Genomic DNA, 11937 nt, shown 5'->3' on the forward strand with positions numbered 1-11937 from the left:
CCCTATTTTTATCGGAAATTGAATTCAATGAGCACCAAAGAAAAATTCTTTGCCCATATTGAAAAAGGGTACCAAACAAAAGGCGATTTTATAACTATGGGAGCAGGTATGCTTAATGGTGAAACAATTACTGACGCATATGTAAAAATCCCTTTGAAAACATTAAACCGACATGGTTTAATTGCAGGTGCCACAGGTACAGGTAAAACAAAAACCCTTCAGGTCATAGCTGAAAATTTATCCAATAAGGGAATTCCTGTATTGTTAATGGATTTAAAAGGCGATTTAAGTGGGATTGCAAAGGCTAGTCCTGGACATCCAAAAATAGACGAGCGACATGCTGCTATTGGTATTCCTTTTGATGCAAAAGGATTTCCAGTTGAAATATTAACTTTATCTGAACAGGACGGAGTGCGTCTAAGAGCCACTGTTTCTGAATTTGGTCCAATTTTACTTTCAAGAATTCTAGATTTAACAGTTACCCAAGAAGGAATAGTTGCTGTCGTTTTTAAATATTGTGATGACAATAAACTACCATTATTAGACTTAAAAGATTTCAAAAAAGTATTACAATACGCCACAGGTGAAGGCAAAACTGAATTTCAAAAAGAATACGGAAGAATGTCAACAAGCTCAACGGGCACCATTCTCAGAAAAATCATAGAATTAGAGCAGCAAGGAGCCGATTTATTCTTTGGTGAGAAGTCTTTTGAAGTTGATGATTTAGTCCGAATTGATGAAAATGGAAGGGGTTATATTAATATTATTCGATTGACTGACATTCAAGATAAGCCTAAATTGTTCTCAACCTTTATGCTAAGTCTTTTAGCCGAGATTTATAGTACATTTCCAGAGCAAGGTGACAGTGGTCAACCAGAATTAATTTTATTTATTGATGAAGCGCACTTAATATTTAAAGAAGCTTCTAAGGCTCTTTTGGACCAAATAGAAAGTATTGTAAAATTAATTCGTTCAAAAGGTATCGGGCTCTACTTTGTAACACAAAACCCAACAGATGTGCCAGATGCTGTTCTATCACAATTAGGATTAAAAGTACAGCACGCTCTTCGAGCGTTTACGGCGAAGGATAGAAAAGCGATTAAGCTCACAGCCGAGAACTATCCTGATTCTGAATATTATGACACAAAAGAGGTTTTAACTTCGCTCGGTATTGGTGAAGCTTTGATTTCGGCATTAGATGAAAAAGGAAGGCCAACTCCACTGGCTGCTACAATGCTAAGAGCACCAATGAGTAGAATGGATGTTTTAACGGACAAAGAGTTAAAAGAAACCTTGAATCAGTCAAAACTGATTAAAAAGTATAATGAAGAAATTGATCGCGAAAGTGCTTATGAAATTTTAAATGAAAAAATTGAAAAAGCAGAAAAAGAAGCTGTCAAAGAAAAAGCAAAATCAACAGCTCGAAAAACAACAACCAAACGAAAAAGCACTAGAATGAATCCTGTTGTAAAGGTGTTAACTAGTGCCACGTTTATCCGAGGTGTATTAGGGGTTTTGAAAAAAGTCATCCGTTAATCAAATATTCATTATTCTTTAAAAATTTAAAATGAAGAAAATAGTTTTAAGTATTGGACTATGTTTTACGCTTATCATAATTAGTTGCACTGAAAAGGATACCACTTTTCTAATTACGGAAGACACCATAGGTCCTTTAAATAAATCGACTGATATAAAAACACTTGAAACAATTTTTAATTTAGATTCTATTGTCAGAGACAGTTCCAACTTAAATTTGGGTGCTTCAACCAAAAAAATCAAAGTTTTCGAGAAAGGAGGCAAACCATTATTACTGCTCACTCCAAACCTTGATACCATTCAGACCATCGAAAATGTTCAGATTTTAGATGATCGATACATGTCTAGCAACGGTATTACTAAAGCAAGTACATTCAAAGACATACTAGCAAATTTTGAAATTAAAAAAGTAGTTACCACCATAAATAGCGTGGTGATTTTCCCTAAAGAGAGCAATCTTTATTTTACCATAGACAAAACGGAATTACCTTCTAATTTAAGATATACTAAAACAGCTATTGAAGCGGTGCAAATACCGGACGAAGCTAAAATTAAATATTTGATGCTTGGATGGGATTAGGTCTTAGAAACAAATTAAATTGAAGAAATATAATCTACAAAAATCACCATTCATTGTACCCACAAGTGATGGTAAATATATAGCCGAATATTTTGGTTTGGCTACTAATGGTGATAGCAACATCAGTATCGCTCATATGAAGGCTCCTTCAGGCTGGAGCGAACCTTTTCAAACTCCTGAATTTGATGAATTCACATTTATTATAAAAGGAAAAAAACAGTTCATTATTAATGGTAAAAAAATAATTTTATCAGCAGGAGAATCTATCAAGGTAGAAAAAAATGTGAGAGTTCAATATTCAAATCCGTTTGAAAAAGAATGTGAATATTTAGCCATTTGCACACCTGCTTTTGATATCAACAAAACCCATAGAGAAGATTAATCAAGCCCGAATTTTTTTCGATTTGCCAAAACCTTAGGGCTATTTTGTTGCATCCATTCTGTTAGTTCAAGAAGTCGTTCTACATAAGTCTTTCCGAAAGTAGTTAAATTATACTCTACTCTTATTGGCACTTCTGCATAAGCCTTTCGCTTGATGTAACCATCCGTCTCCAAAACCTTCAAACGTTGACTTAATACCTTATTTGAAATTCCGTAAACATACTTTTTTAATTTATTAAAGCGCAAAACGGGAAAATAACCAAGCCATAATAGAATTAAAATACTCCACTGATCAGAAGCAACTGACATGACATCTCTAACCGGACAAAGCTCAGGTGGATGCTTATAGTCTATATGACCAAACATTTTTTCTAACTTTTTTGTCATTCTAACATTCTGGTTATCAGTAATAGTTTCCATTTAAATACTTGGTTTTACTTTTGACACCTCTTTTTTCTTAGAAAAGGAATATGTACTTTTGGTTTCTAATAAAGAGTAAGTTACAAAAAGTAACCTTATGAAGAAAATTTTAACCAAATTCATTCCTCTGGCATATGGCAGACTGTTTAACATTATAGTGTTGTTCAATCCAAAAGCTGCTGCTGTTAAGGCATTTGATATTTTTTGCACCATACGAAAAGGCAAAATTTTACCTCATCAAAAAGACTTTTTAGATAGTGCAAAACTAGCGTTAGAAATAGTTGGCGAGCATAAAGTTCAAACATATCAATGGTCAGGAACAGGAGAAACAGTATTACTTATGCATGGTTGGGAAAGCAATACTTTTAGATGGCGAAATCTTATTACAAAACTCAAAAAACATAATTATAATATTATCGCCCTTGATGCTCCTGCACATGGTTACTCAACCGGAAACCGTCTTCATGTCCCTTTATATTCTCAGGCATCTAGGCATATGTTAGACACCTATAAACCAAAATATGTGGTTGCTCATTCTGTAGGAGGCATGACCATTTTATTTGATCATTTTAAAAACCAAGAATCTTCCGTTGAGAAAATAATCACTATTGGAGCACCTTGCGAATTTTCACAGTTTATGGACCATTATCAAGGTCTTCTGAAATTCAATAATAACGTCCGTGAAGCAATGGACATAAGATTGAAAGAATGGTTGGGTTTTCACTTTCATGAGTTCTCTAGTGCACGATTTGTAGCTAATAACACCAAAAAAGGACTCCTTTTTCATGACGAAGACGATTTACAAGTGCCTTTTTCGGCATCAAAAAAAGTTCATGAGCATTGGAAAGGAAGTGAATTAATCGCCACAAAAGGTTTTGGACACTCTATGCATCAAGAATCAGTGAATGAACAAATTATAGCCTTTTTGAAATCATGACCACCTAACTAGCATAATCTGAAGTAGTCGAATATTGTTAACTCCTCTACGAAAACAGGCTGCTTTTGATTATTTTTATTTAAAATTTTAAAATAATGGTTACTCCTTTCCACGTGGCAATTCCGGTTCACAATCTAGCTGAATGCAGAACTTTTTATAGAGAAATTCTGGGTTGTGAAGAAGGGCGCAGTAGCAACCAATGGGTTGATTTTAATTTATTCGGACATCAAGTTGTCATTCACTATAAGCCCAAAACCGAAGAGCAGTTGCACACTAACGCCGTTGATGGCAAAAACGTTCCAGTACCTCATTATGGGGTCGTTTTACCTTGGAATATTTTTGAGTCTTTTTCTAAAGACCTAAAAGCAAAAGAGGTTGATTTTGTGATAGCACCCTACATCAGATTTGAAGGTGAAGTTGGGGAACAAGCCACTATGTTTTTTCTTGACCCCGCCGGAAACGCATTAGAATTTAAGGCCTTTAAGGATATGGATCAGTTGTTCGCAAAATAGTTAACCTAGTGCAATTACCTTTCGCTTTATCCAGAAATGAGCAAAAATAATATTTGGAACCGATGCCAGCCATGACACGATTTTATAAGCTGGTAAAAACGCTCCAAAAGCAATTGTAAGTGAAGGCAGCCAGATACGAAGGGTAACTGCGCCAAAACACGCAGCGTAGCTATAGATTATCATTTTTTGATGTAATGGAATATTACTGTTTCGAATGGCAAAATAAGCACTACCTGTTGTATATAACCAGACAATACCCAGCCCAAGAAAACCTAACATGGTAATCCAGCCTCCGGTGGCGTGAAAAGCAATATAAACACCACATATTCCAATAATTAAAACTGAAATAGCATATATTTTTCCTAATTTTCAATGAAGATTTAGTCGATTCTTTCTAAGTTTTGAACTGAACTGTGACCATCGGGTTAATAAAGCAACAGCTCCAAAGGAAATATGACCATAAAAGCCAATATTCTAAATTGAACTTGCTAAAAGGTCAAGAGCTTTTGATTGTCTAAGTCCAAATTCTCCTTCTTGAAAAGCTTGATAAATATATACTAAGGGATACATACTTACCCCAATAGCCATAAAGGCAAAAACAAACCATGCGACTTTAATTGAAGTATTTTTCATAAGCTTCTTAATACCTCCAACTTTTCAAATCAGCACCTTCTGGCGCACTTTCTTCAATACGTTTCATAATCTTAGGCACATACATAGTATTGTAGCGCATTCTAGTAATATGGTTAGGTAATTCTGGGTCACCATTCCAACAATGCTCCGCCCTATCACCGTACAAAACCTCACCTTCGTAGTAAGGCTCGGTTGTTTGCTCTAAAAAGTCTTCCATTAAATATACGGCATTATTCAAATAATAGTTATCCATATCTCCGCAATAAATATGTATTTTACCTTTTAAATTATCACCAAGTTTGTCCCAATCTCTTTCCAGGATATGCCTTAAATCATAATTTTCTTGCCAGTACTTAGCGACCTCTGGATTAATATCGCCAGTCATTTTATCCCAAATTCTTTCAGGGTATCCTTCTTCATTCTGTGGTGAATAGGTCGCCTCCCAAATATCCCATTGTTGACCAGATCTAGACTTAGTACCTAAAACCAATTCTAAATGATTTTCGTCTTTTATGGTGGAAGAAATATTCCCTAAATAGTCACGATGAGCAGGCACTTCTAATTGCTTATTTTGACTTTTATAGTAATAGGCATTTTCATCTTCATAAATATCCGTTAGACAATAAGCTCTAAAATCTATAGGATCTGGACAGGCCGCAAAACAGCCATTATATTCTTGAGGATATTTAACCTGTACGGCCAAAGCCTCCCAACCACCCGTGGAACCTCCATATAAAAAACGAGACCATCCCTCTCCGATACCTCTAAACTCTTTTTCAATATAAGGTATCAATTCATAGGTTATAGCATCACCATAAGGACCTTGACTTGCTGAATTAACAGCATACGAGTCATCATAATATGGAGTTGGGTGTTGAATTTCAATAATCAGAAAACGAGGGAAATCTGGCTCATTCCATCGGGTATAGAAATCATAAGCCTCTTGTTGTTGGACAATATTATAACCTTCAACATCAAATCGTGCCGAATATTCTGGTTTGGTATCTGGATTCGGTGGTGTGGTTCTAAATCCACCAAAATCAGATGGAAAGTGACCTTGAAAAACCATTAATGGATATTCCGCTTCTGGATGTTCTTTAAAACCTTTAGGCAATAAAATGTGTGCTCCTAGATACATATCACGTCCCCAAAATTCCGATAGCTTTTCAGACTTTATTTTTATATGTTTTATCCATTCTGTATCCTTTACCTCTTCAATAGGCGGTATCACTTTATCCATTGACACCTTTAAATTTTGAATACCATTATCACCAATACTGACTTTAAAAGGTTCACTATACAGATTACCAGGTGATCGATTCCATTGTTGACCCTCGCCGTTGTCCATTGGTAATTTAACCGTATGGCCGGTAGCTAAATCAAAGGTCTCGTATGTATGCAATAAGGCCTGGACATAGTATTCTCCTTTAGGAATATCTAATAGGCTTTTGTAAGGAAAACCAAATATCATATTAGTAAACTCAAACTCGTCACCTGGTTTCATTCCTTCTACGTCCATTCCAAATACTATCTGCGCATTTAATCCTGAATTAATTTGAAAGCGAGGTTCTTTCTCATCATTAGTTGAAAACATTAGTAATAAGCGACCGTCTAAAGATGTTTCACTGACGCTGTTTGTAAAAGAGACTTTTACACTATTTTCTATTGGTTTATTTAAATTACATGATATTAATAGCAGCGTTATCCCTAAGAGTAAAAGGAGGTGATTTTTCATGGTTGAATAAATTTAGTAGTAAAAGATAGGTATTTTAAGCTACGACTCAAAAGATGCTTTGAACCTTTGAATATCGTGCACTAACAACCCATAAAATAACGTTTTAAACAAACTGGCTTTAATCAAAAACGTCTTAAAAAGAATCACATGAAAAAAGTATGGTCGATTATTTTATTAATCACAATTATAAGTTTGCAGAGTTGTACTAATGATGAAGGGGACCAGGATATTGATATCTTAACCCCAGATGAAAAAACACAAAAAGAGGATTAATTGGTCTTGTTAGCGCTATGTCTGCCTCTTGCAATCATTGTGTTCTTTAAAAGCATGGCTATGGTCATTGGGCCTACTCCACCTGGAACAGGTGTTATGTGAGACGCTTTTTTGCTTACATCAGCAAAATCAACATCACCGGTAATGTAATAACCTCGTTCTCTGCTTTCGTCTGGAACTCTAGTAATACCAACATCAATTATAACCACACCTTCCTTGACCATATCTGCCTTTAAAAAATCAGGGACACCAAGAGCAGAAACAATGATATCAGCTTCTTGTGTAAATTTCTTTAAGTCTTTTGTTCTACTATGTGTTAAACTAACGGTAGAATTTGCGGCTTTACCTTTCTGACTCATCAGAATACTAATCGGTCGACCAACAATATGACTGCGACCAATAACAACAGTATGTTTTCCTTCAGTCTCGACATCGTATCTGCGTAAAAGTTCCATAATTCCGAAGGGAGTGGCAGGTACAAACGACTCCATATCTAAGGCCATTTTTCCGAAATTAGTTGGGTGAAACCCATCGACATCTTTATCGGGATCAACTGCCATTAATACCTTTTCTTCATCTATATGTTTAGGTAACGGAAGTTGAACTATATAACCGTCAATATCCGTATTCTTGTTTAAGTCATCTACCTGTTGCAAAAGAGTTTCTTCAGTAGTATCTTCTGGAAGATGGATTAAGGTAGATTCAAAACCGATTTTTTTACAAGACCTTACTTTGCTGCCAACATAGGTTAGACTTGCTCCATCATTACCAACCAAAACAGCAGCCAAATGCGGAACTTTTTCTCCACGCTCTTTTAATTCAGTAACTTGAATAGCTAGTTCGTCTTTAATATCGTTTGATATTTTTTTTCCGTCTAAAATTTCCATATTAAAGTTGGCTCTTGTATTATTTATTAAATAAGGATTTACATTAAAAATTAGCGCATATTTTGCATCATCTGCATCATTTTCTTGCCGCCACCGCCCTGCATCATCTTCATCATTTTACTCATTTGTTCGAACTGTTTAAGAAGTTGATTTACATCTTGAATGGTGCGACCACTACCCTTGGCTATTCGTTTTTTACGACTGGTATTTAATTTAGCCGGATTTGAACGTTCATCTGGGGTCATTGAGTGAATTATGGCTTCTATGTGTTTAAAAGCATCATCGTCAATATCTAAACCTTTTAGAGCCTTTCCCGCACCTGGAATCATTCCCATGAGGTCTTTCATATTCCCCATTTTTTTGATTTGCTGTATCTGACTTAAAAAGTCATCAAATCCGAAACGGTTCTTAGCGATTTTCTTTTGAATCTTTCTTGCCTGTTCTTCATCAAATTGCTCCTGAGCTCTTTCAACAAGTGAAACAACGTCACCCATACCTAAAATACGGTCTGCCATTCTAGATGGATAAAAGACGTCAATAGCCTCCATCTTTTCACCAGTACCAATAAATTTTATTGGCTTATCTACAACTGATTTAATTGATATAGCCGCACCACCACGTGTATCACCGTCAAGTTTGGTTAAAATTACACCATCAAAATTCAGAATATCATTGAAAGCTTTTGCTGTATTTACAGCATCTTGCCCTGTCATTGAATCAACCACAAAAAGCGTCTCTTGGGGTTTTATTACCTTATGAATGTTTGCTATTTCATCCATCATTACCTCATCAACAGCTAAACGTCCAGCGGTATCAATGATGACAACATTGGCACCAACTGCTTTTGCATGTTTTATGCCTGCCTCGGCAATTGATACCGGGTTTTTATTTTCTCTATCGGAATAAACCTCAACTCCTATTTGTTCCCCGACCACATGAAGTTGATCAATAGCTGCCGGTCTATAAACATCACAGGCAACTAATAATGGCTTCTTGCTTTTTTTATTCTTTAAATAGTTGGCTAATTTACCCGAAAAAGTAGTTTTACCAGAACCTTGCAAACCAGACATTAAAATAACAGAAGGACTACCAGTTAAATTAATTTCTTCAGCATCACCTCCCATTAATTGGGTTAACTCATCTTTTACAATTTTGACCATTAATTGGCCAGGCTGCAAATTGGTCAATACATTTTGACCAAGAGCTTTTTCTTTTACGGTGTTTGTAAAGGACTTTGCAATCTTAAAATTAACATCCGCATCAAGTAATGCTCGCCTAACTTCCTTTAGGGTTTCGGCTACATTTATCTCTGTGATTTGACCATGCCCCTTTAGTACATGTAAGGCCTTATCTAGTTTTTCACTTAAATTATCAAACATGGGTTTTCATCATTTTTGAAGAAATACAAATTTAAGAAATACCAATGGATTGTGTTCTTGGGTAGAAATATAAATATCTCTTCAAGATGGAATACTTTTGAAAGTCAATTTTTCTGTGAGTTCTTACATTGAACTGCACTCTACTTGAATAATTGAAGGGCTTTAACTTCGCTTGAAGTAATAGACTTGTAAATAAAATACTTATTGCAAGAAAAAAAAGGACAGCTTAATTAAAAGCTGTCCTTTGCAGAATTGATGTGGGGCAAAAAAGACTACATCTTTTTCTCAAATACTAATTTCTTGAAATTGATATTTTCATCTTCATAAATTAATTCAATTCGGTCAGCACTAACTTCACCAATAAACCAAGCCTCTGTTAATTCGCCAAAGGTCTCATCATCTCCAAGGTTTAAGTAAAACTTAAGGTTATCACCATATCCTCTCAAGATTCTCCAAACTCCAGCTAAAATTGGGTCATCATTTACAGAAACTTCAACTTGATTAAAGTTTGAGAAACTAAAATCCATTCCAGAAAAAGCCTCAGTTTGATCCATTCCTTCGTCATCGTATAACGCAACATTCCATTGACCACCTAACATAATATTTCTAATTTCAGAAACATCTTCGTCACCGGCACTTGAATTACATTCACGTTGTAATACCAATTCATAACCTATTTCTTCGATTTCAAACTTTAAACGATCATCATCTAAATCTCTTAAAGGCCAATTAAAGTTAACTGCAGGCTCACTACCAAATTCTATTAGTAATGACAGAACTTCTTCATCGTTATATCCAATTTCCCAAGAACCTTCACCTGTGGTAATACCGTCACTTAAAGTAGCAACACCTTCTGGTAAAAACTCAAACTCGAATCCTAGTAATCTATCAATCTCTTCATTTTGCAATACTACCTTTCTAATAATCCAAGAACACTCCTTTAGAATTTCTCTCAAAGTATCTGGATCTTGACCCTCCTCGTCATCGTCACATAATTGTTTCAATATAATTTTATCGCTACCATCATTTGCAAACAACTTAATAGTATGGTCACCAATTTCATAAACCAACCACTCTAAGTTAAAGTCTACCAATTGGTCAAACTCTAAAGTTAACAATGGTCCTTCATCTGTAAAGCTTGAACTCCAAGTACCTGGAACCACAATGTCACCCTCAATAATCACATTAACAGTACCGTCTTCCATAAAGTTCATTATATATTCAAGGTATTGTTCAGTTGAGTCAACATCAGCTCTAATTACCTCTCGAACTTCCCACGGGCATTCCGTTAAACAGAAATCAAAACGTTCTTCATCAAAATCGTCATCATTGTAATCATCATCATCGTCTTCATCACATTCATCTTTAGCTGAATCAATTACATTAGCCAACTCGCCATTACTGTTTACAACAATTTCTGTTCCATCAGCTTTAATTAAGGTAACGGGGAAGTCAATACTTACCAGCTCATTATCATCACGTTCTTTGAAGAATAAACGTAATTCCCGATCACTATTGACGGTAACAGAACCAGTTTCTTGTTCATTAACATCAAAGGTAAAAAGAGTGATAGGGTAAACAAAATCAATACACTCTATATCGTCGTCGTCACCGCCTTCTAAACATTCAGCAGCCAATTCACGCAATGCTTCCTTATTTTCTATAACAACTTCTGTAAAATCTCCTAGGGTAATTGTAATAGGGAAAATGATATCAAGAATATCCTCATCATCATCAAACTCATCAAAAATTTCTTCAATTAAATGAAGATCTTCTATTGAATCAATAGTAATTTGAATTCCACCTACTTCAACGGTATAAGGAAATTCAATTGCCAAACAGCTTGCACCATCAACTATGTTATCAAAAGACCCATCATTGGAAGCAGTCTTGATAATTAAATCGGCAGTTGTTGAACTTGTTGTTATGGTTTCTTGTTCTTCACCATTACCACCAACTTCTTCAAACTCTTCTTGGCAAGCATTAAATGAAAGGCCCAAAACCAAAAGGCCGATAAACATTAAATTATTGATTAAATTTTTCATAACGATTTGGATTATTTTTTTGTTACTACAACCCTAAAACAATTTTAATGAGCATTACCCTACCTGATTTTTAATTTTTTTTAAAATATCTTTAACGAATCAAGTAAAGTAAGGATACATGAATAATGTTTGTGAAGAGAAAATCTTCAATTCAGTATTTAAAGACCATTCTAAAACGATTTTCAATTACATATATTATAAATATGGTAATGAAGAAAAGGCTCATGATGCTGTACAAGAGGCTTTTGTAAAGCTTTGGGAAAACTGCATAAAGGTTGCTCCAGAAAAAGCCAAATCATATTTATATACTGTTTCGAATAACTTGTACTTGAACGTATTGAAGGCAGAAAAAGTAAGATTAAAGTATGCTAATCAACATTCAAATTCTATCTCTAACGAGTCGCCTGAATTTGTTTTAGAAGAAAAACAGTTTCAACAAAAATTAGATAACGCTATAAATTCTTTACCAGAAAACCAACGCATTACTTTTTTACTAAATCGTATTGATGGTAAAAAGTATGCCGAGATTGCTGAAATGGAAGGTGTGAGTATTAAAGCTATTGAAAAAAGAATGCATTTGGCATTAAAAACATTACGAGAAAAAATAGAGGGTATCTAA

14 protein-coding genes are annotated in these 11937 nt (G+C 35.0%); 7 read left to right on the plus strand and 7 right to left on the minus strand.

Annotated features, from left to right (window positions below; all coding sequences use genetic code 11):
- The first annotated feature begins 27 nt into the window (after positions 1-27).
- Genes RM520_RS11935 through RM520_RS11945 form a run of 3 tightly spaced genes read left to right on the plus strand, consistent with a single transcriptional unit; the run spans position 28 to position 2498 of the window.
- The gene (locus tag RM520_RS11935; RefSeq protein ID WP_311385910.1) at positions 28-1536 is read left to right on the plus strand and encodes a helicase HerA-like domain-containing protein; all 1509 of its coding nucleotides are present in this window, start codon (positions 28-30) and stop codon (positions 1534-1536) included.
- Between the two features lie 31 nt (positions 1537-1567).
- On the plus strand, positions 1568-2116 hold the full coding sequence (locus tag RM520_RS11940; protein ID WP_311388177.1) for a hypothetical protein: 549 nt from the start codon (positions 1568-1570) through the stop codon (positions 2114-2116).
- Positions 2117-2129: 13 nt separating this feature from the next.
- Positions 2130-2498, plus strand: coding sequence for a cupin domain-containing protein (locus RM520_RS11945; protein WP_311386103.1), 369 nt, complete (start codon positions 2130-2132; stop codon positions 2496-2498).
- On the opposite strand, the gene RM520_RS11950 is transcribed toward RM520_RS11945, so the two are convergent.
- Positions 2495-2917, minus strand: a complete 423-nt coding sequence (locus RM520_RS11950; RefSeq protein ID WP_311385912.1) for a winged helix-turn-helix transcriptional regulator — start codon at positions 2915-2917, stop codon at positions 2495-2497. The genes RM520_RS11945 and RM520_RS11950 overlap by 4 nt on opposite strands.
- Before the next feature lie 97 nt (positions 2918-3014).
- Between RM520_RS11950 and RM520_RS11955 the strand changes: the two genes are divergently transcribed.
- Both RM520_RS11955 and RM520_RS11960 read left to right on the plus strand, forming a co-directional pair.
- Entirely contained in the window at positions 3015-3854 is an 840-nt protein-coding gene (locus RM520_RS11955) for an alpha/beta fold hydrolase (RefSeq protein WP_311385913.1), read from the plus strand.
- A 95-nt stretch (positions 3855-3949) separates the two neighbouring features.
- Positions 3950-4366: a VOC family protein gene (locus RM520_RS11960; protein WP_311385914.1), complete on the plus strand. Its 417-nt coding sequence runs from the start codon at positions 3950-3952 to the stop codon at positions 4364-4366.
- On the opposite strand, the gene RM520_RS11965 is transcribed toward RM520_RS11960, so the two are convergent.
- From RM520_RS11965 to RM520_RS11975, 3 genes are all read right to left on the minus strand, one after another.
- The gene (locus RM520_RS11965; protein ID WP_311386104.1) at positions 4367-4723 is read right to left on the minus strand and encodes a DUF2306 domain-containing protein; all 357 of its coding nucleotides are present in this window, start codon (positions 4721-4723) and stop codon (positions 4367-4369) included.
- Positions 4724-4840: 117 nt separating this feature from the next.
- A complete protein-coding gene (locus RM520_RS11970) occupies positions 4841-4999 on the minus strand; it encodes a hypothetical protein (protein ID WP_311388178.1) in 159 nt (52 codons plus the stop codon).
- 7 nt (positions 5000-5006) lie between these two features.
- The gene (locus RM520_RS11975; protein WP_311388179.1) at positions 5007-6734 is read right to left on the minus strand and encodes an alpha/beta hydrolase-fold protein; all 1728 of its coding nucleotides are present in this window, start codon (positions 6732-6734) and stop codon (positions 5007-5009) included.
- Between the two features lie 147 nt (positions 6735-6881).
- On the opposite strand from RM520_RS11975, the gene RM520_RS11980 reads away from it, so the two are divergent.
- On the plus strand, positions 6882-7007 hold the full coding sequence (locus RM520_RS11980; RefSeq protein WP_311385917.1) for a hypothetical protein: 126 nt from the start codon (positions 6882-6884) through the stop codon (positions 7005-7007).
- Here RM520_RS11980 and folD read toward each other — a convergent pair.
- From folD to RM520_RS11995, 3 genes are all read right to left on the minus strand, one after another.
- Positions 7004-7894, minus strand: a complete 891-nt coding sequence (gene folD / locus RM520_RS11985; protein WP_311385918.1) for a bifunctional methylenetetrahydrofolate dehydrogenase/methenyltetrahydrofolate cyclohydrolase FolD — start codon at positions 7892-7894, stop codon at positions 7004-7006. The two genes, RM520_RS11980 and folD, sit on opposite strands and share 4 nt — an antisense overlap.
- A 50-nt stretch (positions 7895-7944) precedes the next feature.
- Positions 7945-9273, minus strand: a complete 1329-nt coding sequence (ffh, locus tag RM520_RS11990; RefSeq protein WP_311385919.1) for a signal recognition particle protein — start codon at positions 9271-9273, stop codon at positions 7945-7947.
- A gap of 272 nt (positions 9274-9545) precedes the next feature.
- A complete protein-coding gene (locus RM520_RS11995) occupies positions 9546-11318 on the minus strand; it encodes a hypothetical protein (protein WP_311385920.1) in 1773 nt (590 codons plus the stop codon).
- A 118-nt stretch (positions 11319-11436) separates the two neighbouring features.
- Between RM520_RS11995 and RM520_RS12000 the strand changes: the two genes are divergently transcribed.
- Positions 11437-11937 carry an RNA polymerase sigma factor gene (locus tag RM520_RS12000; RefSeq protein ID WP_311385921.1) on the plus strand — a complete coding sequence of 167 codons (501 nt, stop codon included), beginning with the start codon at positions 11437-11439 and terminating at the stop codon, positions 11935-11937.

This window comes from Croceitalea vernalis, assembly GCF_031846405.1.
Classification (GTDB): Bacteria; Bacteroidota; Bacteroidia; order Flavobacteriales; family Flavobacteriaceae; genus Croceitalea; species Croceitalea vernalis.

Excerpts from the sequence above, each read along its gene's own strand:
- RM520_RS12000 (WP_311385921.1), top strand. The coding sequence starts at position 11,437 with ATGAATAATGTTTGTGAAGAGAAAATCTTCAATTCAGTATTTAAAGAC.
- RM520_RS11935 (WP_311385910.1), top strand. The coding sequence starts at position 28 with ATGAGCACCAAAGAAAAATTCTTTGCCCATATTGAAAAAGGGTACCAA.
- RM520_RS11980 (WP_311385917.1), top strand. The coding sequence starts at position 6,882 with ATGAAAAAAGTATGGTCGATTATTTTATTAATCACAATTATAAGTTTG.
- RM520_RS11950 (WP_311385912.1), bottom strand. The coding sequence starts at position 2,917 with ATGGAAACTATTACTGATAACCAGAATGTTAGAATGACAAAAAAGTTA.
- RM520_RS11970 (WP_311388178.1), bottom strand. The coding sequence starts at position 4,999 with ATGAAAAATACTTCAATTAAAGTCGCATGGTTTGTTTTTGCCTTTATG.
- RM520_RS11960 (WP_311385914.1), top strand. The coding sequence starts at position 3,950 with ATGGTTACTCCTTTCCACGTGGCAATTCCGGTTCACAATCTAGCTGAA.
- RM520_RS11995 (WP_311385920.1), bottom strand. The coding sequence starts at position 11,318 with ATGAAAAATTTAATCAATAATTTAATGTTTATCGGCCTTTTGGTTTTG.
- RM520_RS11940 (WP_311388177.1), top strand. The coding sequence starts at position 1,568 with ATGAAGAAAATAGTTTTAAGTATTGGACTATGTTTTACGCTTATCATA.
- RM520_RS11975 (WP_311388179.1), bottom strand. The coding sequence starts at position 6,734 with ATGAAAAATCACCTCCTTTTACTCTTAGGGATAACGCTGCTATTAATA.
- ffh (WP_311385919.1), bottom strand. The coding sequence starts at position 9,273 with ATGTTTGATAATTTAAGTGAAAAACTAGATAAGGCCTTACATGTACTA.
- folD (WP_311385918.1), bottom strand. The coding sequence starts at position 7,894 with ATGGAAATTTTAGACGGAAAAAAAATATCAAACGATATTAAAGACGAA.
- RM520_RS11955 (WP_311385913.1), top strand. The coding sequence starts at position 3,015 with ATGAAGAAAATTTTAACCAAATTCATTCCTCTGGCATATGGCAGACTG.